The sequence below is a fragment of the Streptomyces coeruleorubidus genome (assembly GCF_008705135.1).
GTDB classification, from domain to species: domain Bacteria; phylum Actinomycetota; class Actinomycetes; order Streptomycetales; family Streptomycetaceae; genus Streptomyces; species Streptomyces coeruleofuscus.
Genome location: NZ_CP023694.1, coordinates 3,825,001 through 3,849,958, shown reverse-complemented (window position 1 = coordinate 3,849,958; position 24,958 = coordinate 3,825,001). Strand labels below are relative to the sequence as shown.

Sequence of the window (24,958 nt, the reverse complement as noted above, 5' to 3'; positions counted from 1 at the left end):
GGGGCATGCGTGGATTTCTCGTTTCTTCGATCGGTGTCACCTGTGCGGCCGCTCTGGCCCTTCCCCTCACTCCGCCCGCCGTCGCGACCACGGCGAGACCGGTGCCGGCCACGGAAGCGGCCACGGCCGCGAGACCCGCGCCCCGCGCGGGGACACCGGACACGACCATGGCCGGCCGGCGCGCGGCCGAGCCGTACGCCCCCGGCAGCACCCAGTCCCTCCCTCTCGAACCCCTCTCCCGCAACCGCGCCACCCCCACCGCCCCCGATGCCCACGAGCAGGGCGTGACCCGCCGTCCCGTACGCCACTTCTCCCTCCTCGGCGTCGTCTGGGACGACCCCGAAGCCGAACTGCACGGCCGCGTCCAGGTCCGTACCCGAGCCGCCGACACCGGCACCTGGTCGGGCTGGCAGGACGTCGAGACGCACAACGCCGACCACGCGGCCGACCGGGGGACCCCGGAGAGCACGTCGGGCCGCGTCCGCGGCGCCACCGCACCGCTGTGGGTGGGGGACTCCGACGGCGTGGAACTCCGGGTCCGCTCCCAACCCGAGAAGGCGGAAGCCGCCTCCGCGCACCACGGCACGGGCATCCGCAATCTGGCCGCCGCCCCGCCGCTCCCCTACGGCCTCCGCCTCGAACTCGTCGACCCGGGCGATGACGCCCCGCCGCACGGCGCCTCCGCGGACGGCCCCCGCACCGCCGACCTCGCCGAGACCTCCGCCGCAGCCGGGGCCTCCGCCGCCGAGGCCTCCGCCGCAGCCGGGGCCTCCGCCGCCGCAGAGGCCTCCGTCGTCAACGCCGACCTGGCTCCCCTCGACGCCACCGAGATCCCGGCGCTGAACAGCGCGGAGACAGAGCAGGAGTTCCTCGCCCTCAACGCCGGAGAGCTGACGGAGCAGCAGCAGGCGAGGCCGTACGTCGGTCCGCGCCCGCGCATCGTCACGCGGCGTGGCTGGGGCGCGAACGAGGGGCTGCGGGAGCGGGGCTTCCGGTACACCAAGAAGGTCAAGGCGGCCTTCGTGCACCACACGGCTTCCGGCAACAACTACCGCTGCTCGCAGGTCCCGTCACTCATCCGCAGTATCTACCGCTACCACGTCAAGAGCATGGGCTGGCGGGACATCGGCTACAACTTCGTCATCGACAAGTGCGGAAAGATCTACGAGGGCCGCGCCGGGGGCGTGTCCAGGCCGGTCCTCGGTGCCCACACTCTTGGTTTCAACAACAACAGCATGGGGATCGCCGTCCTCGGGTCGTACGGCGCCAAGAAGCCGTCGTCCGCCGCAGTCAAGGCCATCGCCCGGCTCACGGCGTGGAAGCTGGGCCTGTACGGGATGAATCCGCGGGGGAAGACATACCTGAAGTCGGCTGGCAGCAATCTCCACCGAAAAGGTAAGAAGGTACGACTGAACGTGATCTCCGGTCACCGGGACGGATTCAGGACGTCCTGCCCGGGACGCAAGCTCTACGGCAAGCTCGGCTCGGCCCGCTCCAACGCGGCCCGGTACCAGGGCCGCTGAGAATCACGTTCACCGCCATCGGGGGGCAGCGGGCGGAATGCCGCACGGCCAGCGAAGGCGCCACGGAACGGTCTGCATACACTGACCGGCCGAAAGACAGTTCGGCCGGTCCCGGCAGGAAGCAGAGACGACACGTGACAGAAGCGATCCTCCTGGTCGGCGGCAAGGGCACCCGGCTGCGCCCGCTCACGGTGCACACGCCCAAGCCCATGGTGCCGGCGGCCGGGGTGCCCTTCCTCACGCACCAACTGGCGAGAGCGAGAGCGGCGGGTGTCGAGCACATCGTCCTGGCCACGTCCTATCTGGCCGAGGTCTTCGAGCCGTACTTCGATGACGGTTCCGCGCTGGGACTGCACCTCGAATACGTGACGGAGGAGGAGCCCCTGGGCACGGGAGGCGCCATCCGCAACGTCGCCTCCCGGCTGCACTCGGGCCCCGACGACCCGGTCCTCATCTTCAACGGCGACATCCTGACGGGCCTCGACATCCGGGCCCTGGTCGACACCCACGAGACCACGGGCGCGGACGTCTCCCTGCACCTCACCAAGGTCACGGACCCGCGCGCCTACGGCCTCGTCCCCACGGACGACACGGGCAGGGTCCTGGCGTTCCTGGAGAAGCCGCAGACGCCCGAGGAGATCGTCACCGACCAGATCAACGCGGGGGCGTACGTCTTCCGGCGCTCGGTCATCGACACGATCCCGCTGGGCCGGCCGGTGTCGGTGGAGCGCGAGACGTTTCCGGAACTGTTGACCGCCGGGGCCCACCTCCAGGGCATGGTCGACTCGACGTACTGGCTGGACCTGGGCACACCGGCGGCGTTCGTCCGGGGCTCGGCGGACCTGGTCCTGGGCCGGGCCCCGTCCCCGGCGGTCCCCGGCCGCTGCGGCGACCGCCTGGTCCTGCCGACGGCGACGGTCGCGGCCGACGCGAAGCTGTCCGGCGGCACGGTGGTCGGCGAGGGCGCCTTCGTGGCGGAGGGCGCGCGCGTCTTCGGCAGCACGATCCTTCCGGGCGCCGTGATCGAACCCGGCGCGGTCATCACCGACTCCCTCATAGGCACCCGGGCCCGCGTCGGCGAACGCTCCGTCCTCACCGGCACGGTCATAGGCGACGGCGCGATCATCGGCCCCGACAACGAACTCCGCGACGGCGCCCGCATCTGGTGCGACGCCCAGATCCCAGCGGGAGCGGTCCGCTTCTCTTCGGACCGATAGCGCCCAGGCCGCCGCTGCGGGCAGTCGTGCCGCTGGGGCGATGGGGGAGGGTGGGCGGCGGCATTCCGTGGCGCCGGGTAGGGCAACTCCCTCGGCTTGGCGGCCGCCGGCCGCCGCTGCGGGCAGTCGTGCCGCTTGGGGCGGCACGGGTGGGCGCAGCGGCACCCCGTTCCGCCGGGCTGCGGACCCACCCGGCCTCAGCGCCAACGCCGCAGCACCGGAAACCCGGGTCGGCTCACAACCTCCCGATATCCCACCGCGGCATCTTCGGCGCCCGACGCCCCGGCACCCTTCCACTCAGCAGAATCAACCGAGCCGCCCGATGCCGCTGCCCCGCATACGGCTCCAGCAACTCCAGCATCACCGAGTCATCCGCATCCCGGTCCCCGGCCAACGCCCACCCCACGATCCCGGGCAGATGCAGATCCCCCACGGTCACCTCATCCGGCGCCCCATGACTGCGCTGCACCGTCTCCGCCGAGGTCCACGGCCCAACACCGGGCACCACCTCAAGCCGCGCCCGAGCCACCCCCGGCTCCATCCCGGCCGCCTCCTCCAACCGCCCGGCCACCCGCACCGCACGCAGAATCGTCGACGCCCGCTTGTTGTCGACCCCGGCCCGATGCCACTCCCACGACGGAATCAGCGCCCACGCGCGAGGCTCCGGCATCACATACATCCGCCCGGGCGCGGGCCCCGGCGCCGGCTCCCCGAACTTCCGCACCAGCAACCGCCACGCCCGATACGCCTCATCGGTCGTGACCTTCTGCTCCAGAATCGACGGAATCAGCGACTCCAGCACCAGCCCGCTCCGCGTCAGCCGCAACCCCGGCCGCCGGTGCCGGGCCAGCGCCACCAGCCGGTGCCGGGGCACGAACGCGGACGGATCATCGGCGGCCCCGAGCAGCTCCGGCAACCGGTCCAGCAGCCACTCCGCCCCGGGCCCCCAGGCCTGGCCGCGCACGCCACCGCCGTACGCGCAGACCCGTAGCGTCCCGGGCCCGGCGGGCGTACGACAGGCCCGCCACACGGAGCCGTCCGGCATCGCCCGGAACGTCGGATCACCCGGCCCGCGCCGCAGCGGCCCGAGCACCAGACCGAGATCCAGCGGCCCGTCCGGCACCCAGTCGCGCACCCGCCCCGGGCCGGCGGCCTGCCGCGGCACGCCACCGGCGACGCCGACCTGCCCGCCGCGCACGGTCGTGCGCGTGGGCCGCGGAGCGAACCGTCCTGCCATGAGCGAAGTCCCTGGGATACGAGAGGACGATGTACGAGAGGGGAGACACGAGAGGGGAGACACGAGAGGCGAGAAAAGAGGAGCAGCGCTAAGAGCGTAAGCGCCGACCGCCGCCGGTCACCGCACCTCGATGAAAGCCCCCGCGTCCCGCTCCGGCCGCGCCCGCGGCTCCTCCGCCGGATGCCCGACCGCCACCGCGCCCATCGGATCCCAGTCCGCCGGCAGCCCCAGCACCTCGCGGACCACGTCCCGGCAGAACATCGTCGAGGACACCCACGCCGACCCCAGCCGCTCCCCGGCCAGCGCGACCAGGAAGTTCTGCACGCCGGCGCCGGTGGCGACCACGAACATCTCCCGCTCGGCCCCGTCGCGCCGCGCGTCGCCGTAGGTGTGCGAGCCGTCCATGACCAGACAGGGGACGGCGAGGTACGGCGCGTTCCGCAGCACGTCCCCCCGCCGCACCCGCTTGGCGATGGACTCCTCCGTCTTGCCGTCCCGCCGCAGATCGGCGATCCAGGCGTCCCGCATGGCGTCGAGCAGCCGCGTCCGCGACTCCTCCGACTCCAGCAGCACGAATCGCCACGGGGTGGTGTGGTGCGGCGCCGGCGCCGTCACCGCCGCGGCCACCGCCCGCCGTACCGCTCCGGGGTCGACGGGCTCGTCCGTGAAGGCCCGGACCGTGCGCCGCTGGGTCACCGCCAGCCGTACCGCCTCCGACGTACCGAGCCGGAACATGTCGTCGCGCGCGCCGCGCACCATGGCCCGCGCTCCCTCTCCGTCGTCCCGCGCCAGCAGGTGCGGCAGGCCGCGCACCACGGCGACGGGGAGCCCGGCCGCCTTGCCCTTGACGAGGTCGCCGGCCGCGGCGAGTTCGTCGGCCGTGGCGACGACGGTGGCGCTGAGCGGGTTGCCGTGCGCGTCAGTGCCGCCGCGCAGGTCGTCCAGTACGCGCACTCCGGCGGCGCCGATCGCGACGTCCGTGAGCCCCGCGCGCCAGGGCCGCCCGAACGTGTCGGTGACGACGACACCGACGTCGACGCCGAGGACGTCCCGCAGTCCGGCGCGGATCGCACGGGCGGAGGCGTCCGGGTCCTCGGGCAGCAACAGCACCGTCCCGGACGGGGTGTTGGACGCGTCGACCCCGGCCGCGGCCATGACGAGGCCCTGCCGGTTCTCGACGATCCGGAGGCTGCCGCGCCGGGCGACCACCCGTACCGTCTCGGCGTCGATGGCCGCTTCCCGGTCGGCCGCCCGGACGGCCCGGCCCTCCGCCTTGGACACGATCTTCGACGTGACCAGCACTACGTCCCCGTCGGCCAGACCGGGCTCGGCGGCCGCGATCAGCTTGGCCAGGTCGTCCCCGGCCGCGACCTCGGGCAGCCCGCCCAGGGCCCAGACCCGGTACCCGTCGGCGCCCTGCCGGTTCTCCGGGGCCTCGCCGCTCAAGCTCCCCGCACCTCCTCCGCCAGTGTCAGGGCCTCCCGCGCCATCCGCGCGGTCGCGTCGGTGTCGGTCATCATCAGCGGCACGGCCCGGCAGCGGATCCCGGCCGCCTCGACCCGCTCCACCGCGCCGGCGTCCACCGTGTCGACGAGCCAGCCGTCCAGCAGGCCCGAGCCGTAGTGCTCGGCCACCGCCGGCGCGGTCGACTCGACGCCCACAGCGGCGAGCACCTTGTCGGCCATGCCCCGCACGGGCGCGTCACCGACGATGGGGGACAGGCCGACCACCGGCACTCCGGCGTCGGCGATGGCCTCCCGGATGCCGGGCACGGCGAGGATCGTGCCGATCGACACGACCGGGTTGGACGGCGGGAAGAGGATCACGTCCGCCTCGGCGATCGCCTCCAGCACCCCCGGCGCCGGCTTCGCCTGGTCGGCACCCACCGGCACGATCGCCTCCGCGGGCACCGAGGCGCGCAGCCGCACCCAGTACTCCTGGAAGTGGATCGCCTTGCGCTCGCCGTCGATCTCGACGGCCACGTGCGTCTCGACGCGGTCGTCGGACATCGGGATCAGCCGCACGCCCGGCTCCCAGCGGTCGCACAGCGCCTGGGTCACCGCGCTCAGCGGGTATCCCGCGCCGATCATCTGCGTCCGCACGATGTGCGTGGCGAAGTCCCGGTCGCCGAGGCCGAACCACTCGGGCCCGACGCCGTACGCCGCGAGCTCCTCCTTGAGGTGGAAGGTCTCGTCGGCGCGCCCCCAGCCCTGCTCCTCGTTGATGCCGCCGCCGAGCGTGTACATCACCGTGTCGAGGTCCGGGCAGACCTTCAGCCCGAAGAGGTGGATGTCGTCCCCGGTGTTGCCGATGACCGTGATGTCCGCGTCCGGCACGGCCCGCTTCAGACCACGCAGGAACCGGGCACCACCGATGCCGCCTGCCAGAACCACAATGCGCATGGAAGCCAGTCTTGCAGGCGCCTACGACAACCGGTCGGCGACCACCGCAACCGGTCAGCGGCCACGGCAACCGGTCAGGCACTCACGCCAACCGATCGGGCACGGCACGCCATCGGTCAGGCGGTCACGACGCCCGGCACGCTCCGGGCCTCGCAGTGCTGGGCCGTGTGCATCGGCATCTCCGTCAGGCCCGGGTAGTAGACGTGCAGGCTGACCGCCGGCTCCAGTGCGTCGTTCAGGACTTCGTGCACGTACCCCGGCGCGAAAACGTGCTGCGCGCCTGCCCGCAAGGCGCGTGTGCCCCGCTCCGTGCGCTCGGTCAGCGTGCCGTCCAGCACGGTCAGCACACCGGAGGAGCGGCCGTGGTCGTGCGGCCCGCTGCCCTGTCCGGGCACCCAGGACAGCAGCCACACCTCGTAGCCCGGGCCCGTGCGCAGCCGGTGGTACCAGCGGCTGGTCGCGTCGTACCGGACGAGGTGCTCCCACTGGGAGCGGTCGGCGGCGATGGAGCGGGCGAGTCCGACGAACTCGGCGACGGTGGCCGGGTGCTCGCGCGGGGTCTGGAGCAGATGCGGGACTTCGAGGATGTCGCCGGCGATCTGGAGGTCGCTGTCGCTGTTCATGGGTGGTGGTGGTTCCTCAGTGAAAGAAGGTCAGAGGGAACAGAAGCCGAGAGACGGGTGGCTCGGCCTTCAACTGGAGCAGGTGGAGCTCAACAGCTGGAACAGCAACAGCTACAGCGAGCGCGGGCAGCACCGAGGGACCCGGCGGTGCGGGTCGAGGTGAGTGCCAAGTTCGCGAGCATGCCCACTAGGACACCGGTTCACACCCTCACTGTCAACTCGGCACCCGCTCTGTGGGATGTGGTTCACCTCATCCGGTCGTTCACTCAGATGAAAGGTTTGTTCATGCCGCGCCCGGGACACATGGCGTCCAACCGGGCGCGCAAACCCCGTTGCGTAGTCGTGATCCGACTGTGATCCGTTTCGCTTCGAGGTGCGTGTCGGAACGAGATCGAACCACTGAGCGTCCTTCTCCGTACAGGTCTGCGAGGGGTCCGGCGGACGGCGTGAGCCCCTGCGGGCTCCGTCGGTGTGTCAGGTTTTATGGTGATTTGAACACTTTCCGCTTGGCCTTGGTTCCGCAGAGTGAATAAGGGGCTCAATAGCAGATCTCGGCTTGACTCGCCCGGAGCAGCACACTTGTAATTTCACTCGTGTCGTTCAGCCGGAATCGGTAACGGCTAGATCACGGGGACGCGAAAGACGGACGAGGGGCGCACATGACCGAGACGGTGCAGCAACTGCTGGTCGACGACGCGGACGAGGAACTCGGCTGGCAGGAGCGCGCACTGTGCGCCCAGACCGACCCCGAGTCCTTCTTCCCCGAGAAGGGCGGCTCGACCAGGGAGGCCAAGAAGGTCTGCCTCGCCTGTGAGGTCCGCTCCGAGTGCCTCGAGTACGCCCTCGCCAACGACGAGCGATTCGGCATCTGGGGCGGCCTGTCCGAGCGGGAGCGCCGCCGGCTGAAGAAGGCGGCGGTCTGATCCCGGACGGCGCGATACACCGACAGCGCGCGCCCGACGGGCAACGCGCATCCGGACAACGCCGATCCGACGGACAACGCGCATCCGACAGACAGCGCACATACGTACGCACGCACGGTTCGAACGGCCCGTCGCAGGTGGGTTATCCACAGGCGGCGGGCCCCCTTGTTGCGCAGCCGATAGTGTGGTCGCTCGTCCGAGACGCCCCGCTGCCCCCACCGGCCGCAGGCGTCCACCGCAGTCCACCGAACCGGGGCCCGTACCTCGATGTCCGTGCACAGCCACCCGGCAGCTCATCACGACAGCGCTGCCGCACCTGAGTTCCCGCGTCATGTGGTGACCGCGGTCCTCGTCTCCCACGACGGCGCCCGCTGGCTGCCCGACGCGCTCGCCGGGCTGCTCGGCCAGGAGCGACCCGTCCAGTACGCGATGGGCGCCGACACCGGCAGCGCGGACGCCTCCGCCCAGCTGGTCACCGACGCCCTCGGCGCCGACCGCGTGCTGCACCTCGCCCGCCGCACCGGCTTCGGCCAGGCCGTCGAGGAGTGCGGCCGCACCGCCCCGGTCCTCACCCCCGAGCACCTCCCGTACCTGAAGCGGCCCAGCGGCTGGGACCCGGTCACCCGCTCCTGGCGCGACGACGCGTACGACATGCCCGAGCTCCCGCACGGAGAGCCGGTGCAGTGGCTGTGGCTGCTGCACGACGACTGCGCCCCGGAGCCCGACGCCCTGGCCCAGCTGCTGCGGGTCGTGGACAACGAGTACGAGCTGGGCCGCGAGGACGTGGCCGTCGTGGGCCCCAAGCTCCGCGGCTGGTACGACCGGCGGCAGCTGCTCGAGGTCGGCGTCAGCATCGCCAACTCCGGCCGCCGCTGGACCGGCCTGGACCGCCGCGAGCAGGACCAGGGCCAGCACGACCACGTCCGGCCCGTGCTGTCGGTGTCCACCGCCGGCATGCTGATCCGCCGCGACGTCTTCGAACAGCTCGGCGGCTTCGACCGGCACCTGCCCCTCATGCGCGACGACGTCGACCTGTGCTGGCGCGCGCACGCGGCGGGCTACCGCGTCCTGGTCGCCCCCGAGGCGGTCGTCCGGCACGCCGAGGCGGCCTCCCGCGAGCGCCGCACGGTCGACTGCGTGGGCCGCACGGCCGCGTCCCCGCACAAGGTCGACAAGGCCGGCGCCGTCTACACCCTGCTCGTCAACGCGCGTACGGCCGTGCTGCCCTGGGTGCTGCTGCGGATCGTGCTCGGCACACTGCTGCGGACCGTCGCCTACGTCGTCGGCAAGGTCCCCGGACAGGCCGTCGACGAGATCCGCGGCCTCATGGGCACGCTGCTCAGGCCCGAGCGGATCCTCGCCGGGCGGCGCGGCAGAGGCACACCCCGGATCGACAAGGACGAACTGCGGCCGCTGTTCCCGCCGCCCGGCGCGACCGTCCGCATGACCGTCGAGCAGGTCGCGGGCAACGTCGTCGGCCGCTCCGACGCCGAGGTCGCCTCCGGCGCCGGACGGCACGGCGGTGCCGTCGAGTCCGGCCCCGGCGGCGACGACGCCGACTTCCTGGAGATCGAGCAGTTCGCCCGGCTCAAGCGCATCGCGCGCAAGCCCGGGCCGGTGCTCTTCCTGGTGCTGCTGCTCGTCTCCCTGGCCGCCTGCCGCGAACTCCTCGGCGGCGGCGCGCTCTCGGGCGGCGCCCTGCTGCCGGCCCCGTCCGACTCCTCCGAACTGTGGGCGCGCTACCTGGACGCCTGGCACCCGGTCGCCGCCGGCGGCACCTCCTCCGCGCCGCCGTACCTCGCGCTCGTGGCCATGCTGGCGTCCCTGTTGTTCGGCTCGACCGGCCTCGCCGTCACGCTGCTGCTCGTCTGCTCGGTGCCGCTGGCCGGTCTCAGCGCCTACTTCGCCTCCCGCCCGCTGGTCGAGTCCAGGCTGCTGCGCGCGTGGGCGGCCGTCGTCTACGCCTTCCTGCCCGCCGCCACCGGCGCCCTCGCCGGCGGCCGGATCGGCACCGCCGTCCTGGCCGTGCTGCTGCCGCTCATCGCCCGCGCGGGCATCGCCGCCAGCGGCCTGGCGAATCCTGCGGGGACGCGCGGCAGTTGGCGTGCCACGTGGGCGTACGCGCTGCTGCTGACCATCACCACCGCCTTCACCCCGGTCGTGTGGCCCATCGCGCTGCTCCTCGGCGCCGGGCTGCTGGTCCTGCGGCGGGCCGACATCACGGCGTACGGGCTGCGGTTCCTCGCCCAGCTCGGCACGCCCCTGCTGGTCCTCGCGCCCTGGTCGCTGTCGCTGATCCCGTTCGGCTTCTTCCGGGAAGCCGGTCTGGAGTACCGCCCCTCGGCCGCCTCCGCCCTCGACCTGCTCGGCGCCAGCCCGGGCGGCCCCGGCACCGTCAGCGGCCTCATGCTGATCGGCATCGTGCTGGCCGCACTCGCCGCCCTGCTCCGCTCGGAACGCCGGCTGGGCATCTGGACGGCCTGGACGGCCGCCCTGACCGGTTTCGTCTTCGCGGTCCTGTCCAACAGCTCCACCTGGTCCGGCCCCGCGACGCTCGTCTACGGCATCGCCCTGCTGGCGGCCGCCGCGCTCGGCGCCGACGGGGCACGCGCGCGCGTGGCCGAGCAGAGCTTCGGCTGGCGCCAGCCGGTCGCCGTGCTGATCGCCTTCGCCTCGGCCGCGGGCCCGCTGCTCGTCGCCGCGGGCTGGATGATCCGCGGCGCCGACGGCCCCGTGGAGCGGCGCGACCCGACCCATGTCCCCGCGTTCGTCGCCGAGGAGAGCGGCAGCAGCGACCAGGCCCGCACCCTCGTCCTCGACAGCGACTCCCCCTCCCACGTCGGATACATGCTGGTCCGCGGCTCCGGCGCCCGACTCGGCGACGGCGAGATCGCCGCGGCCGACGGCGAGAACGGCAGGCTCGACAAGGTCGTCGCCAACCTCGTCGCCGGCTCCGGCGCCGACCAGGCCGACCAGCTCGGCGGCTTCGCCGTGCGCTACGTCCTCGTCCACCAGGGCGCGCCCCGCGATGTCACCCGCGTCCTGGACGCCACACCCGGCCTGACCCGGCTCAGCCAGCAGGACGGCGGGGCGCTGTGGCAGATCGACCAGGAGGTCGCCCGCGCCACCATCGTCCCCGCCTCCGGCTCCGGCACCCCCCAGCCCGTCGCCGCCGGGCCCGTCGAGATCCACACCACGATCCCGGCCGGCGCCGACGGACGCGTGCTGCGCCTGGCCGACACCGCCTCCGACGGCTGGACCGCCACGCTCGACGGCAAGCCGCTGACCCGTACCACGGTCGACGGCTGGGCCCAGGGCTTCGAGCTCCCCACCACCGGCGGCAGGCTGGACGTCACCTACGACGACCCGGTCGGCCACACCGCGTGGCTGTGGGCGCAGGGCCTCCTCGCCGTCGTACTCGTCGTGCTGGCCCTGCCCGGCAGGCGCCGCGACATCGACGACGACCTGCCCGAGGAGCCGGTCGTCCCGGCCCAGCCGGTCGCGGGCGAGGGCCGCCGAGCCCGCCGCCTGCGCGCCCAGGCGGAGGCGGAGGCCGAAGGGGCGGCGCAGCCCGAGGAGTTCCCGCCCCCGCAGCCCGAGCAGCCGCCGGCACCCGTGCCCCAGCAGAACCACGGACAGTGGGAGCACGCCGGCCGGCAGAGCGGCGAGTACGCGAACTACGGCGACCAGTACCAGGGCGCCCAGTACCCGGCGGACGCCTACGGACAGCAGTACCCGGCGGATCCGTACCAGGGCGGCCAGTACGACCCGTACGCGTACGGCGGCCAGCCCCAGAACCCGTCGTACGACCAGCAGGGTTACGACCAGACGGGCTACGACCAGGCCTACCCCCAGGGCTACGGCACGCCGTACGACCCGGCGCAGCAGCACCACCCCCACGGCACGGGCAGTGAGCGTCCCGACGGGAGCCAGCAGTGAACCGCACGACCCTGTCCCTGATCGCCGGCGCGACCGCGCTCGCCGCCGTCACCGGATTCGCCGCGCTGTCCGCCCCGGACACCCCGGGCGCGGAGTCCACCGTCAAGGCGGCAGCCCAACTGCCCGTCGAGCGCACGAGCCTGCTGTGCCCCGCGCCCAGCATGTCCGACATCGCGGAGACGTCCTACACCTCCTTCACCCCCGTCACGAAGGGCACCGGGAGCGGCGGCAAGGCCGAACTCCGGGCGGCCGCCCAGGAGTCGGCGGACGGCTCGGGCGCGGGCGGCGACAAGGGCAAGGACGACGGGCAGTCCGGCGAGCGGAAGACCGGGAAGTCCATGCCGACCTCCAAGGAGCCCGGCAAGCCGGTCACCGGTGACAGCTCGGGCGCCGAATCGCCCGCGCTGGTCGGGACCGCGGACGGCAGGTTCGCGCCCGGCTGGACCGTCCAGCAGACGACGGAGGTCGCCGCGGGGACCGGGCGCGGCCTCCAGGGCGTCAACTGCACGGCTCCGGACACGAGTTTCTGGTTCGCCGGCGCCAGCACCGCGGCCGACCGCACCGACTACGTCCACCTGACGAACCCCGACGACTCGGCCGCCGTCGTCGACATCGAGCTCTACGGCAAGGACGGCGCCCTCCAGTCCACGGTGGGGGAGGGCATCACGGTCCAGCCGCACTCCAGCGAGCCGGTCCTGCTGTCCACCCTCACCGACGAGGAGCAGACCAACCTCACCGTGCACGTCAACGTCCGCAGCGGCCGGGTCGGCGCCGCCGTGCAGGCCCTGGACGACAAGCTCGGCGGCGACTGGCTGGCCGCTTCCACGGACCCGTCGGGCAGCCTGGTCCTGCCGGGCATCCCCAAGGACGCCACCTCCGTGCGCCTGGTCGCCTTCACCCCCGGCGACGCCGACGCGGACCTCAAGCTGCGCCTGGCCTCCCCCTCCGGGCTGATCACCCCGGCCGGAAACGAGACGGTGCACGTCAAGGGCGGCATGACCACCGCCGTCGACCTGGGCGACGTGACACGCGGCGAGGCGGGCTCCCTGGTGCTGACGCCGACGGACCGGTCCGTGCCGGTCGTGGCGGCCCTGCGGGTCGTACGCGGCAAGGGCGACAAGCAGGAGACGGCGTTCATCCCGGCCACCCGCCCGGTCGGCACGCGCGCGACGTCCGCCGACAACAGCGCCAAGGGCAGCACGCTCTCCCTGATCGCCCCCGACCGCGCCGCCACGGTCGAGGTCACCGCCTCGGCGGGCAGCGAGGGCGGCACACCGGTGTCGAAGACGTACACGATCAAGGCGGGCACGACGCAGGACATCGAGCCCCCGGTCCCCGGCGGCCTGAAGGGCAGGTACGCGCTCACGGTCGAGCCGAAGTCCGGCGGTCCGGTCTACGGCGCCCGCACCCTGACGGCGACGGAGGGCGGCGTGCCCGGCTTCACCGTGCAGACGCTCCCCGACGACCGGGGGACGGTCGCGGTACCGGAGGCGGACGAGGACCTGTCGGTGTTGCAGAAGTAATCCTGACCGCTGCGGTCGGCGGTGCAGGCGCAGCCCTGACCACTGCGGTCGGTGCTGCGGAAGCAGCCCCGACCGCAGCCGGCCGTCTCAGCCCTGGTCCTCGCCGTACCGCGGATCCACCGTCTCCGGCGTCAGCCCCAGCAGCTCGGCGACCTGCTCGACGACGATCTCGTGCACCAGCGCCGCCCGCTCGTCGCGCCCCTTGGTGCGGATCTCGACCGGCCGCCGGTAGACCACGACGCGCGCGGGGCGCCCCTCGCGGGCGCTGACCGTGCCGCCCAGCGGAACGGCCTCGTCGTTCCAGGCCTGGCCGGGCCCGTCGAGCCGCGGCACCTCCAGCACCAGGAAATCGATGTCGGCGAGCTGCGGCCAGCGCCGCTCCAGGCGTTCCACGGAGTCCTGCACCAGATCCGCGAACGCCTCCGCACGGCTGGCGGCGAGCGGCACCTGCGGCGGTGCGATCGGGCCGCGCATGCCCCGGCCGTGGCGGTCACGGCGGCGGGGCCCGGGGGCGGCGGCTCGGGGCGTTACGGGCTTGTCCATCACTGGTGAAGGGTAGTCCCCGCCGCGCCCCCGCGCCCCGCACCGCACGGCGGTACGGACGGCTTCCGGCCGACCGGTACGGCATGTCGTTACATGACCATTCCAGCCAAGGTTGGGCTCGATTCCGTATCCCGCTGAGACCGGCGACCTCACGGCAATTGAGGGTTTTGTGACGACTCTTGACCGCTTGAGGGGTCGTTCGACATCCCGGACGGCGATGTCCGGGCAGGTCAGCAGGGTGGGCCGGAAGGGGGGTGTGGGGCGTTTCACAGCACGACACGGGGGAGTGACCTGGTGGAGAGTCGTCGCGGCCCGCTCAAGAGTGCGGTACCGTCCAACGTCGTGAGCCCTGTACGTCGCTGTTCGCGCACCGCCTGCGGCCGTCCCGCCGTCGCGACGCTGACGTACGTCTACGCCGACTCGACCGCGGTCCTCGGCCCGCTCGCCACCTACGCCGAACCCCACTGCTACGACCTGTGCGCCGAGCACTCCGAGCGCCTCACCGCCCCGCGCGGCTGGGAGGTCGTCCGGCTCCTCGACGGCTCGACTCCGGCGCGCCCCAGCGGCGACGACCTGGAAGCGCTTGCGAACGCCGTTCGGGAGGCGGCCCGTCCCCAGGAGCGGGCGGCCGGGGCCGGTGGCGGCGGGCGCGCGGCCGACCCGATGGAGGTCGCCCGGCGGGGCCACCTGCGCGTCCTCCGGTCGCCCGACAACTGACCGCACCCCCGGTTCCTCCCCGCGCACACCCATTGACGCGGGCTTGGCGCGGACATGACCATTCCGTTTTGAGGCCGCGAGAAATCGCTTTCGCGTGACGGAAACCAGGGGAGGCGCCCGCGTACGTCCAGGAACTGGAACCCGTCGCCGGCTCACTGGGCCTGTCCGCCCTCGTGGCGGCCCTGCCTCTCGTGATCGTCCTGGTCCTGCTCGGCGGCGTCCGCATGAAGGCGCACCTGGGGGGCCTGACCGGCCTCCTCGCCGCCGTCCTCGTCGCCCGGCTCGCGTAGGCATGCCCCTGGGGCAGGCGCTCTCCGGCGCCGTGCAGGGCGCCGTGTTCGGCCTCTTCCCCATCCTGTGGATCGTCGTCAACGCCCTGCGGGTGTACCGGATGACCGTCTCTGGTCTGGCTGGTGGACGGCCGACGGGGTCTGCGCGAGACCTGGGTGCCCGCCCTCGCCTGCGGAGTCGCCTTCGCCGTCGCCCAGTTCGCCGCCTCCAACTACGTCTCCATCGAAGCCATCGGTGATCCGAGCAGCAAGCCTGCTCCAGCGTGAGCGGGTAGTTGACGAAGGGCCAGTCGTAGTACCGGGGCCCACGGGCTGCGGTCACCTGGAGGGCGCCGATGCTACGTTCGTCACCCCAGCGTGCGAGCCCCTGAAGGCACAACTCCGGATACGTCCGGTGGACCCGGTTGTACGGGGTGTCGACCACGCTAGGTGCGGGGGGCAGTCAATCGCCCCTACTGCTCGCCGAGCTGCCGCCCGACCTCCTGGCCGCCGCCAACAGTTCCGGCGGCGTCCTCGGCAAGATGATCTCCCCGCAGAACCTCACCATCGCCTGCGCGGCCGTCGCCCTCGCGGGCCGCGAGGGCGACTTGCTGCGCAAGGTACTGCCGTGGAGCCTCGGCCTGCTGCTGGTGATGTGCCTGATCGTGGTCGGTCAGAGCACACTCGTCCTGGACTGGATGCTGCCGTGACCTGAGACGACGCCCGGGCGCCGACTCGGCGTCCGCCCAGCGCGCTGTCAGCGGCCGGGGGTAGTTTGTGCGGACCGACAGTACTTTTTCAGGAAGGTTGGCCGTGGCTGCTGATCTGTCTCAGGTCGTGAAGGCGTACGACGTACGCGGAGTCGTCCCCGACCAGTGGGACGAGTCCCTGGCCGAGCTCTTCGGAGCGGCCTTCGTGCGGGTCACCGGCGCGAGCGCCATCGCGACCGGGCACGACATGCGGCCCTCCTCACCGGGCCTGTCACGCGCCTTCGCGCGCGGGGCGGCGGCGCTGGGCGCCGACGTGACCGAGATCGGCCTGTGCTCGACGGACCAGCTCTACTACGCCTCGGGCGCGCTGAACCTGCCGGGCGCCATGTTCACCGCCTCCCACAACCCGGCGCAGTACAACGGCATCAAGATGTGCCGCATGGGCGCCGCCCCGGTCGGCCAGGACACCGGCCTCGCCGAGATCCGCGAACTGGTCGAGCGCTGGAGCGAGTCGGGCGCCCCCGAGCCGGCCGTCACGCCCGGAACCATCACCGGCCGCGACACGTTGTCGGACTACGCGGCGCACCTGCGCTCCCTGGTCGACCTGACCTCCATCCGCCCCCTGAAGGTCGTCGTCGACGCGGGCAACGGCATGGGCGGCCACACGGTCCCCGAGGTCTTCACCGGCCTGCCCCTCACGCTGGTCCCGATGTACTTCGAACTCGACGGCACGTTCCCCAACCACGAGGCCAACCCCCTCGACCCGGCCAACCTCGTCGACCTCCAGAAGCGAGTCCGGGAGGAGGGCGCCGACCTGGGTCTCGCCTTCGACGGCGACGCCGACCGCTGCTTCGTCGTCGACGAGCGCGGCGAGCCGGTCTCCCCGTCGGCGATCACCGCCCTGGTGGCCTCCCGCGAACTGGCCAGACACGGCGGCAAGGGCACGATCATCCACAACCTGATCACGTCCTGGTCGGTCCCCGAGGTCGTCGCGGAGAACGGCGGCACCCCGGTCCGCACCCGCGTGGGCCACTCCTTCATCAAGGCGGAGATGGCGCGCTCAGGCGCGATCTTCGGCGGCGAGCACTCCGCCCACTACTACTTCCGCGACTTCTGGAACGCCGACACGGGCATGCTGGCCGCCCTCCACGTCCTGGCGGCCCTCGGCGGCCAGCCGGGCACCCTCTCCGCCCTCGTCGCCCAGTACGACCGCTACGCCGGCTCCGGCGAGATCAACTCCACGGTCACCGACCAGGCGGCCCGCCTCGCCGCGATCCGCTCCGCGTACCAGGGCCGCGAGGGCATCACCCTCGACGAACTGGACGGCCTGACCGTCTCAGCCACCGACTGGTGGTTCAACGTCCGCCCCTCCAACACGGAGCCGCTGCTTCGCCTGAACGCGGAGGCGAGGGACCCGGAGACGATGGCCAGGGTGCGGGACGAGGCACTGGCGATCATCAGGGGCTGACGGGGAGGCGAGCCCAGCCTCTTGTCCGACCGGTTCGGGCGGCGGGTGGGCAAAGGCCCGGGGGTCAAGGGGGCGGAGCCCCTATCGGGGTCAAGGGGGCGGAGCCCCTTCACAAAGCCCAGCGCCCACCCCCGCACCCACCAACCACCCTCGCCTCACCGCGACCGGCGGTACCCTGACCAGGCACATCCGCACCACCCAAACACCAACGCCCCACCCCGCTTCATCCCCGAAGGGACCCCGCATGGCCATCGAAGCCGGCCTCCTCGACATCCTCGCCTGCCCGGCCTGCCACGCCCCCCTCAAGGAGCAGGACACCGAACTGCTCTGCACCGACCAGACCTGCGGCCTGGCCTACCCGGTCCGCGACGGCATCCCCGTCCTCCTGGTCGACGAGGCCCGCCGCCCCGCGTAGGCCCCGCCCGGGCAGACACACCCGCGTGAAACCCCGGTGCACATAGCCCCCGGCACAACGGGCACCGATCGTAGGACACCCCAAAAAGCGGGGCCCGGAACGGACCCCGGCCATCGGAGGCTGCCGCCCATGCTCGACGAATCGCTGCTCGACTCCCCGGAAGGCCTCTCCGAGGCCGACCACCGCGGGCTGCTCCGCGGCGCCGCAGAAGCCGGCGCCCGCGTCCGCACGGCCGCCCGCCACTCCGCCGAGGCCGGCATCAACGACCTCAAGCCCGACGGCCGTCCCCGCGCCGTCCTCATCGCCGGCCCGGGCGCCGCCGCCACCCACGCCGCCGACCTCATCGGCACCCTCGCCGGCGCCGGCAGCCCGGTCACGCGGCTGGCCCCCACCGGCGTCGCCCCCGCCGCGGGCGCCCTGCGCTGGGAACTGCCCGGCTGGGTCGGCTCCGTCGACCTCCTCCTGATCACCACCCCGGACGGCAGCGAACCGGGCCTGTCCCTCCTCGCCGAACAGGCCTACCGCCGCGGCTGCAACGTCGTCGCCGTGGCCCCCAGCCGCTCCCCGCTCGCCGACGCGGTGAACGGCTCGCACGGCCTGTTCGTCCCCATGGCGACCGCCCCGTACGACGAGGACGAGCCCCTCGCCGCCTCCGCCCCCGGCGTCCTGTGGGCGCTGCTCACCCCCCTGCTCGCGCTGCTGGACCGTACGGGAGTGCTCGCCGCGCCGCCGGACGCCCTCGGCAAGGTCGCCGACCGCCTCGAAGCCATCGCCGAACGCTGCGGCCCCGCCATCGCCACCTACAGCAACCCCGCCAAGACCCTCGCAGCCGAACTCGCCGACGCGCTCCCCATCGTCTGGACCGAGGGCATCTCGGCCGGCCCGGCGGGCCGCCGTTTCGCCGCCGCGCTCGCCGAGCTGTCCGGCACCCCCGCGGTCGTCGCCGAACTCCCCGAGGCCCTCGCCGCACACAGCGCCCTGCTCGCCGGCCCACTGGCCGCCAGCGCCGACCCCGACGACTTCTTCCGCGACCGCGTCGAGGAACCACCCGCCCTGCACGCGCGCGTGGTGCTCCTCCGCGACCGCCCCATCGGCGGCCTCACCGCCGCCCCAGGCGCCCGCGACCTGGCCCTCAGCCATGACACGCCGATCAGCGAACTGGAACCGGAGGAGGGCGGCGAGCTGGAGACCCTCGCGGAACTGATCGCCATCACGGATTTCGCCGCGGTTTACCTGGCGCTCGCTTCGAGGGCCTGATCATGCCAGGGACAACCTGACGCGCCAGCACGCCCGAACACGCAAGAGAGACCCCATGGACCGCCTCGACAACACCATCCGCCCCTACGCCTGGGGTTCTCCCACCGCCATCCCGCACCTGCTCGGTACCGAACCGACCGGCGAGCCACAGGCGGAGATGTGGATGGGCGCCCACCCGGGCGCGCCCTCACGCACCGACCGGGGCACGCTCGTCGAGGTCATCGACGCCGACCCGGAAAAGGAGCTCGGACCGGCCGCGGTCGCCAAGTTCGGCCCCCGCCTGCCCTTCCTCCTCAAGATCCTCGCCGCCGGCGCCCCGCTCTCCCTCCAGGTCCACCCCGACCTGGAGCAGGCCAAGGAGGGCTACGCGGACGAGGAGCGCCGCGGCATCCCCGTGGACGCCCCGCACCGCAACTACAAGGACGCCAACCACAAGCCCGAACTGATCTGCGCCCTTACCGAGTTCGACGGCCTGTGCGGCTTCCGCGACCCGCTCGCCGCCGCCGGCCTGCTCGACGACCTCGGCGTCGACTCCCTCAAGCCGTACGTCGACCTGCTGCACGCCCACCCCGAGGACGCCGCCCTGCGCGAAGTCCTCACGGCGATCCTCACCGCCGACCCCGAGGAGATGTCCCGGACGGTCGCGGAGGCGGCGGCAGCCTGCACCCGACTCGGCGGCGCCTACGCCCCCTACGCCGACATCGCCCACCACTACCCGGGCGACCCCGGCGTCCTCGCCGCCATGCTGCTGAACCACGTCCGGCTCCAGCCCGGCGAGGCCCTCTACCTCGGCGCCGGCGTCCCGCACGCCTACCTGAACGGCCTCGGCGTCGAGATCATGGCCAACTCCGACAACGTCCTGCGGTGCGGCCTGACCCCCAAGCACGTCGACGTCCCCGAGCTCCTGCGCATCGTCCGATTCCGGCCCAGCGACCCCGGCGTCCTGCGCCCCGAGGCCTCCCCGGACGGCGAGGAGCTCTACGAGACCCCGATCGACGAGTTCCGCCTGTCCCGCTACGTCCTCCCCGAGGCGGGCAGCGCCCACGACCTCACCCGCGCGACCCCGCAGATCCTGCTCTGCACCGCCGGTTCCGTCCGGGCGGGCGAGCACGACCTGACCCCGGGCCGGTCCGTCTTCGTCCCGGCCGGCGAAAAGGCCGAAGTGTCCGGAACGGGAACGCTTTTCCGGGCCACCGTCGTCGCCTGACCGTTTCGATGACCCCTTGCTGGTGACCTGAAGCACCGCGGCCCGAGCGGGCTGCAACAATGGCCCACCGTCAAGCACGGGCAAAGTCGCGGGCGGCGCAGCAAGGCGAGCGTCCGGGCCCTGGAACGGCGTACGAAGGGACAACGCGAACATATGAGCGCGTCAGGCGGCACCAAGGCGATCGTGGCGGCATTGGTCGCCAACCTCGCGATCGCGGTAGCGAAGTTCGTGGCGTTCATCTTCAGTAACTCGTCGTCGATGCTCGCCGAGTCCGTCCACTCGCTCGCCGACTCCGGCAACCAGGCGCTGCTCCTGGTCGGCGGCAAGAAGGCCAAGCGCGAGGCCACCCCGCAACATCCCTTCGGCTACGGCCGCGAGCGCTACATCTACGCCTTCCTCGTCTCCATCGTCCTCTTCTCGGTCGGCGGCATGTTCGCCCTCTACGAGGGCTACGAGAAGATCAAGCACCCGCACGAGCTGACGCACTGGTACTGGCCGGTCGGCGTCCTGGTCTTCGCGATCATCGCCGAGTCCTTCTCCTTCCGCACGGCCATCAAGGAGTCCAACGTCCTGCGGGGCAAGCGCTCCTGGAAGGAGTTCGTCCGCCACGCCAAGGCCCCCGAGCTCCCGGTCGTCCTCCTGGAGGACCTCGGCGCCCTCGTCGGCCTGATCCTCGCCCTCGGCGGCGTCGGCCTCGCCCTGCTCACCGGCGACAGCGTCTGGGACGGCATCGGCACCCTCTGCATCGGCATCCTGCTCATCCTGATCGCCCTGGTCCTCGCCGCCGAGACCAAGTCGCTGCTGCTCGGCGAGTCCGCCGGCGTCGAGGAGACCCAGAAGATCGAGGCAGCCGTCGTCGACGGCGACACGGTCACCCGCATCATCCACATGCGCACGCTCCACCTCGGCCCCGAGGAACTCCTCGTCGCCGCCAAGATCGCCGTCCGCCACGAGGAGACGGCCACCGAGATCGCCGCCGCCATCAACGCCGCCGAGGGCCGCATCCGCGAGGCCGTCCCGATCGCCCGCGTGATCTACCTCGAGCCGGACATCTACAGCGAGGCCGAAGCCGCCAAGGGCCCCGACCCCGAGGCAAGCCCCGGCGGTCCCGTCCCGCACCCCACCGACCACTGACCCCCTCCGCACGACTCCTCCGGTCACGGGGCCCGCCGAACCACTCGGCGGGCCCCGCCGCCTTCCACCACTCCCGCACCTCACCGACACCCCCACCCCCGCCCGTCACGGGATCGGCTTGATGTGTTTCCCTGCGGACTGGGGATCGCAGGCGCCCCCGGTGTAGCTTGGGACGGAGCCAGACGTCGCTGCTGATGGCGGTCGGGCGGTCCCACCGCGGACCGGCCGAGGGAGAGAGGGCCTCCGACGGACTGCGCTGCGCACACGCGGGCATGCCTGTGTCCTCTTTCGGGCACCCCTGTGTCCGCCGCCGCGCAGACCAGCCGTACCCACCTCGACCCAATCCCGAGGAGCAGCTCTCAATGACGACTGTCGACACGCGACAGGACTTCAAGGTCGCCGATCTTTCCCTGGCCGAGTTCGGCCGCAAGGAGATCACCCTCGCCGAGCACGAGATGCCGGGCCTGATGGCGATCCGCAAGGAATACGCCGAGGCGCAGCCCCTGGCCGGCGCCCGTGTCACCGGCTCCCTGCACATGACCGTGCAGACGGCCGTGCTCATCGAGACCCTGGTCGCCCTCGGCGCACAGGTCCGCTGGGCCTCCTGCAACATCTTCTCCACCCAGGACCACGCCGCGGCAGCCATCGCCGTCGGCCCGAACGGCACGCCCGACAACCCGCAGGGCGTCCCGGTGTTCGCCTGGAAGGGCGAGACGCTGGAGGAGTACTGGTGGTGCACGGAGCAGGCGCTGACGTGGCCGGACAGCGCCACCGGCGGTCCGAACATGATCCTGGACGACGGTGGTGACGCCACCCTCCTCGTCCACAAGGGCGTCGAGTACGAGAAGGCCGGCAAGGTCCCTGCCGTCGACACCGCCGAGAACGACGAGCACCGCGTCATTCTCGAACTCCTGAACCGCACCATCACCGACGGCTCCCAGAAGTGGACCCAGCTCGCTTCGGAGATCCGTGGCGTGACCGAGGAGACCACGACGGGTGTCCACCGCCTGTACGAGATGCAGCGCGACGGTGTTCTTCTGTTCCCGGCGATCAACGTCAATGACGCCGTGACGAAGTCGAAGTTCGACAACAAGTACGGCTGCCGCCACTCGCTCATCGACGGCATCAACCGTGCCACCGACGTCCTCATCGGCGGCAAGACCGCGGTCGTCTTCGGCTACGGGGATGTGGGTAAGGGCTGTGCGGAGTCCCTGCGCGGCCAGGGTGCCCGTGTGATCGTCACGGAGATCGACCCGATCTGCGCACTGCAGGCGGCGATGGACGGCTACCAGGTCACGACGCTGGACGAGGTTGTCGAGACGGCCGACATCTTCATCACCACGACCGGCAACAAGGACATCATCATGGCCTCGGACATGGCCAAGATGAAGCACCAGGCCATCGTCGGCAACATCGGCCACTTCGACAACGAGATCGACATGGCCGGCCTGGCGAAGATCCCCGGCATCGTCAAGGACGAGGTCAAGCCGCAGGTGCACACCTGGACCTTCCCGGACGGCAAGGTGATCATCGTGCTGTCCGAGGGGCGTCTGCTGAATTTGGGCAACGCCACGGGTCACCCGTCGTTCGTAATGTCCAACTCGTTCGCGGACCAGACGCTGGCGCAGATCGAGCTGTTCACCAAGCCCGACGAGTATCCGACCGGTGTCTATGTGCTGCCCAAGCACCTGGACGAGAAGGTCGCCCGCCTTCACCTGGAGGCGCTCGGCGTGAAGCTGACCACGCTGCGTCCCGAGCAGGCCGAGTACATCGGCGTGCAGGTCGAGGGCCCGTACAAGCCGGACCACTACCGCTACTGAGCCGAGCAGCACAGCGCTGCCGGTCAGGTCCCCCGAGGCAGGCCCCCGCACCCCCGTGCCGGGGGCCTGCCCCGTTTGACGGACCAGCGACCGGCCCAGCCCGTCAAGACCCAGGACCCCCATGCCCCGCGGCCGTTATTCGCTCCACGATCCGCACGATCACACCCCCCTCGCAGAAGAGCACTTCCACTGCGCCATCGGCCCTTCCGGCTGGCGCTACGTCTCCCAGCTGACCACCCCCTCGGGCGATCACCACGGCTCCGTCGACCTCACCCTCGACGAACTCGGCCGCCCCATCCGCCTCGAACTCCACGCCGCCGCCTGGCAGGTCCGCGGCGCCGCCCTCGACGGCGTCACCTGGGTCCGCACCGATCCCACCGGAACCGACGCCACCGAAGGCAATGTGCGCGCCCACGCCTTCACCGGCACCTCCCCGGCGTTCCTCATCGCCACCACCCGTCTCCTGCGCCTCACCCCCTCCTCAGCCGGCACCCGCGTACGCCTCGTCGCCTTCACGGATCCGGTCCTCGCCCCGCGCACCGTGGACCAGTCGTGGACCTTGCTGAAAAGAGAAGCACACGCCACTGACAACGGCCCCCTGACCGTGGACGAATACCAGGTCACAGCCCTGGACACGGGCGAACAGCACTCCGTGCACATCGCCGGCGATGTGGTGCTCGCGGCCCCCGGCATCGAGCTCGAAGACCTCGAATCACCGCCGTCGGTGTTCCCCTGAGCGCAACCTCCGCTGAACGGGCAGCCCCGCCCTCCCTACGCCGGCGGCACGAACCCGGTCCCGGGCCGATCGCCCGTCGGCACCTCATGCGACTCCTCGGGCGCGGCCCCGCCGGACGACTCGACAACAGCCGCGCCGGGCGGCACGACCGGCGGTCCGTACACAGCGGACGTCGCGCCCGCTGCCGAAGGGGTATCAGCAACTGAAGCCGCATAGGCAGCCGGACCGGCCTCAGCAGCCGGAGGAGCCCCGGCAGCCGACGGGGTCGACGAGCCCGGCCCGCTCCCGAAAGCCCGACGGGCCTCCCGCGACTGCCGTTCATGCACGACCGCCGCCAGATACGCCGCGGGCGGAACACCCTGCGGCACGGGAACCCCCGTACGTCCGGCGAGATCCGACGCCAGCCGCTCCGCCATGGACCAGCCGACCTGCGGGTCCAGTTGCTGCATACGCGTCAGGTACTGACGGACGGCGAGCCACAGCCCGTCGGGCACCGCAGACAGGTCGAGCCCCGAGAACCGCCCCGCCAGCCAGGGCGGAGGAGGCGGCACGAAGCCGGTCCGCGCGACCGGAATCCGCTCCCTCACGACGAGAGTCCCCGCGAACACATCCCCCAGCCGCCGCCCACGCGCCGATACGAACGAGGCGATACACGCGACGACCCCGAAGGTCATGAGGATCTCGATCACTCCGATCAAGCCCCTCACCAGCGCATGCCGGAACCGGATCGGCCCCCCGTCGTCCCGCACCACACGCAGACCGCACGCCACCTTCCCGAGCGAGCGTCCGTGACTGAGCGTCTCCACGGCGATCGGCCCGCCCACCAGCACGAGAACGAAGGTCGCGATCGACAGCGCCGTCTGCGCCGCCTCGTCCAGTGAGGCCGTGGAAACCACGATCGCGATGGTCACCGCTACATAGACGGCCACGGCCACCACAAGATCCAGCAACACGGCCAGCGCCCTGCTGGGCAACCTCGCGGGGCGCAGCTCCAGCGCCACCGCCTCGCCCGTCACCAGCTCACTCACGCCTGCCGTCCTTCCCCTGCCCTGCCCCCGACAGGGCCAGTCTGCCAAGCTGAGGGCGCATCGCGCCCCAGTACGACAAGCTGATCCACGAGAGCCGCCGACGAACAGCCGAGGAGCAGGCACACCGATGGACCTCGACGTCTTCGTCTCCGCCCACCGAGCGGAGTGGGACCGCCTGGAAGCTCTGCTGCGTCGCCAGCGTCGCCTCAGCGGTGCCGAAGCCGACGAACTCGTCACCCTCTACCAGCGCACCGCCACGCACCTCTC

20 protein-coding genes and 1 pseudogene (1 of these 21 cut by a window edge) are annotated in these 24,958 nt (G+C 72.1%); 15 read left to right on the top strand and 6 right to left on the bottom strand.

Annotated features, from left to right (window positions below; genetic code table 11):
• Positions 1 to 5: 5 nt before the first annotated feature.
• Positions 6 to 1,523, top strand: coding sequence for a peptidoglycan recognition protein family protein (locus CP976_RS17660; protein WP_150481246.1), 1,518 nt, complete (start codon positions 6 to 8; stop codon positions 1,521 to 1,523).
• Between the two features lie 134 nt (positions 1,524 to 1,657).
• Positions 1,658 to 2,740: a mannose-1-phosphate guanylyltransferase gene (manB, locus tag CP976_RS17655; protein WP_150481245.1), complete on the top strand. Its 1,083-nt coding sequence runs from the start codon at positions 1,658 to 1,660 to the stop codon at positions 2,738 to 2,740.
• Between the two features lie 235 nt (positions 2,741 to 2,975).
• Here manB and CP976_RS17650 read toward each other — a convergent pair whose 3' ends face one another.
• The 4 genes from CP976_RS17650 to CP976_RS17635 all read right to left on the bottom strand — a co-directional run bounded on the left by CP976_RS17650 (position 2,976) and on the right by CP976_RS17635 (position 7,002).
• Positions 2,976 to 3,977 (bottom strand): DNA-3-methyladenine glycosylase family protein, encoded by a 1,002-nt coding sequence (locus tag CP976_RS17650; RefSeq protein WP_150481244.1) that lies wholly within the window; start codon positions 3,975 to 3,977, stop codon positions 2,976 to 2,978.
• Between the two features lie 117 nt (positions 3,978 to 4,094).
• Positions 4,095 to 5,423, bottom strand: coding sequence for a coenzyme F420-0:L-glutamate ligase (locus CP976_RS17645; protein WP_150481243.1), 1,329 nt, complete (start codon positions 5,421 to 5,423; stop codon positions 4,095 to 4,097).
• Complete coding sequence (gene cofD, locus CP976_RS17640; protein WP_150481242.1) at positions 5,420 to 6,379, bottom strand: 2-phospho-L-lactate transferase; 960 nt, start codon at positions 6,377 to 6,379, stop codon at positions 5,420 to 5,422. Before cofD ends, CP976_RS17645 begins: the two co-directional genes overlap by 4 nt.
• 116 nt (positions 6,380 to 6,495) lie before the next feature.
• A complete protein-coding gene (locus CP976_RS17635; RefSeq protein WP_150481241.1) occupies positions 6,496 to 7,002 on the bottom strand; it encodes a cysteine dioxygenase in 507 nt (168 codons plus the stop codon).
• A 659-nt stretch (positions 7,003 to 7,661) separates the two neighbouring features.
• Here CP976_RS17635 and CP976_RS17625 point away from each other — a divergent pair.
• The 3 genes from CP976_RS17625 to CP976_RS17615 all read left to right on the top strand — a co-directional run bounded on the left by CP976_RS17625 (position 7,662) and on the right by CP976_RS17615 (position 13,387).
• Positions 7,662 to 7,925: a WhiB family transcriptional regulator gene (locus tag CP976_RS17625; protein ID WP_010034659.1), complete on the top strand. Its 264-nt coding sequence runs from the start codon at positions 7,662 to 7,664 to the stop codon at positions 7,923 to 7,925.
• Positions 7,926 to 8,192: 267 nt separating this feature from the next.
• Positions 8,193 to 11,864: a glycosyltransferase family 2 protein gene (locus CP976_RS17620; protein WP_150481239.1), complete on the top strand. Its 3,672-nt coding sequence runs from the start codon at positions 8,193 to 8,195 to the stop codon at positions 11,862 to 11,864.
• Positions 11,861 to 13,387: a DUF5719 family protein gene (locus CP976_RS17615; RefSeq protein WP_150481238.1), complete on the top strand. Its 1,527-nt coding sequence runs from the start codon at positions 11,861 to 11,863 to the stop codon at positions 13,385 to 13,387. Before CP976_RS17620 ends, CP976_RS17615 begins: the two co-directional genes overlap by 4 nt.
• Before the next feature lie 87 nt (positions 13,388 to 13,474).
• Here the strand turns inward: CP976_RS17615 and CP976_RS17610 are convergent, their stop codons facing one another.
• The gene (locus CP976_RS17610) at positions 13,475 to 13,930 is read right to left on the bottom strand and encodes a metallopeptidase family protein (RefSeq protein ID WP_150481237.1); all 456 of its coding nucleotides are present in this window, start codon (positions 13,928 to 13,930) and stop codon (positions 13,475 to 13,477) included.
• 294 nt (positions 13,931 to 14,224) lie between these two features.
• Between CP976_RS17610 and CP976_RS17605 the strand changes: the two genes are divergently transcribed.
• From CP976_RS17605 to CP976_RS17560, 9 genes and pseudogenes are all read left to right on the top strand, one after another.
• Complete coding sequence (locus CP976_RS17605; protein WP_150481236.1) at positions 14,225 to 14,647, top strand: DUF3499 domain-containing protein; 423 nt, start codon at positions 14,225 to 14,227, stop codon at positions 14,645 to 14,647.
• A 134-nt stretch (positions 14,648 to 14,781) separates the two neighbouring features.
• A pseudogene (locus tag CP976_RS44670) lies at positions 14,782 to 15,626 on the top strand (L-lactate permease).
• Between the two features lie 103 nt (positions 15,627 to 15,729).
• Entirely contained in the window at positions 15,730 to 17,094 is a 1,365-nt protein-coding gene (locus CP976_RS17590; protein ID WP_150481235.1) for a phosphomannomutase/phosphoglucomutase, read from the top strand.
• Positions 17,095 to 17,338: 244 nt separating this feature from the next.
• Complete coding sequence (locus tag CP976_RS17585; RefSeq protein WP_150481234.1) at positions 17,339 to 17,509, top strand: Trm112 family protein; 171 nt, start codon at positions 17,339 to 17,341, stop codon at positions 17,507 to 17,509.
• A gap of 129 nt (positions 17,510 to 17,638) precedes the next feature.
• Positions 17,639 to 18,766, top strand: a complete 1,128-nt coding sequence (locus tag CP976_RS17580; RefSeq protein WP_150481233.1) for an SIS domain-containing protein — start codon at positions 17,639 to 17,641, stop codon at positions 18,764 to 18,766.
• Positions 18,767 to 18,821: 55 nt separating this feature from the next.
• A complete protein-coding gene (gene manA / locus CP976_RS17575) occupies positions 18,822 to 19,973 on the top strand; it encodes a mannose-6-phosphate isomerase, class I (RefSeq protein WP_150481232.1) in 1,152 nt (383 codons plus the stop codon).
• A 153-nt stretch (positions 19,974 to 20,126) separates the two neighbouring features.
• Positions 20,127 to 21,107 carry a cation diffusion facilitator family transporter gene (locus tag CP976_RS17570; RefSeq protein WP_150481231.1) on the top strand — a complete coding sequence of 327 codons (981 nt, stop codon included), beginning with the start codon at positions 20,127 to 20,129 and terminating at the stop codon, positions 21,105 to 21,107.
• 362 nt (positions 21,108 to 21,469) lie between these two features.
• Positions 21,470 to 22,927 carry an adenosylhomocysteinase gene (gene ahcY, locus CP976_RS17565; protein WP_150481230.1) on the top strand — a complete coding sequence of 486 codons (1,458 nt, stop codon included), beginning with the start codon at positions 21,470 to 21,472 and terminating at the stop codon, positions 22,925 to 22,927.
• A gap of 121 nt (positions 22,928 to 23,048) precedes the next feature.
• The gene (locus CP976_RS17560) at positions 23,049 to 23,663 is read left to right on the top strand and encodes a hypothetical protein (RefSeq protein WP_150481229.1); all 615 of its coding nucleotides are present in this window, start codon (positions 23,049 to 23,051) and stop codon (positions 23,661 to 23,663) included.
• Between the two features lie 35 nt (positions 23,664 to 23,698).
• On the opposite strand, the gene CP976_RS17555 is transcribed toward CP976_RS17560, so the two are convergent.
• Positions 23,699 to 24,691, bottom strand: a complete 993-nt coding sequence (locus CP976_RS17555; protein ID WP_150481228.1) for an RDD family protein — start codon at positions 24,689 to 24,691, stop codon at positions 23,699 to 23,701.
• Positions 24,692 to 24,818: 127 nt separating this feature from the next.
• Here CP976_RS17555 and CP976_RS17550 point away from each other — a divergent pair, with 127 nt between their 5' ends.
• Positions 24,819 to 24,958, top strand: partial view of a stage II sporulation protein M gene (locus tag CP976_RS17550; RefSeq protein ID WP_150481227.1) — the start only. 868 nt of this gene lie beyond the right edge of the window; the window shows 140 of its 1,008 coding nt (coding positions 1-140); the start codon lies at positions 24,819 to 24,821; its stop codon lies off the right edge, out of view.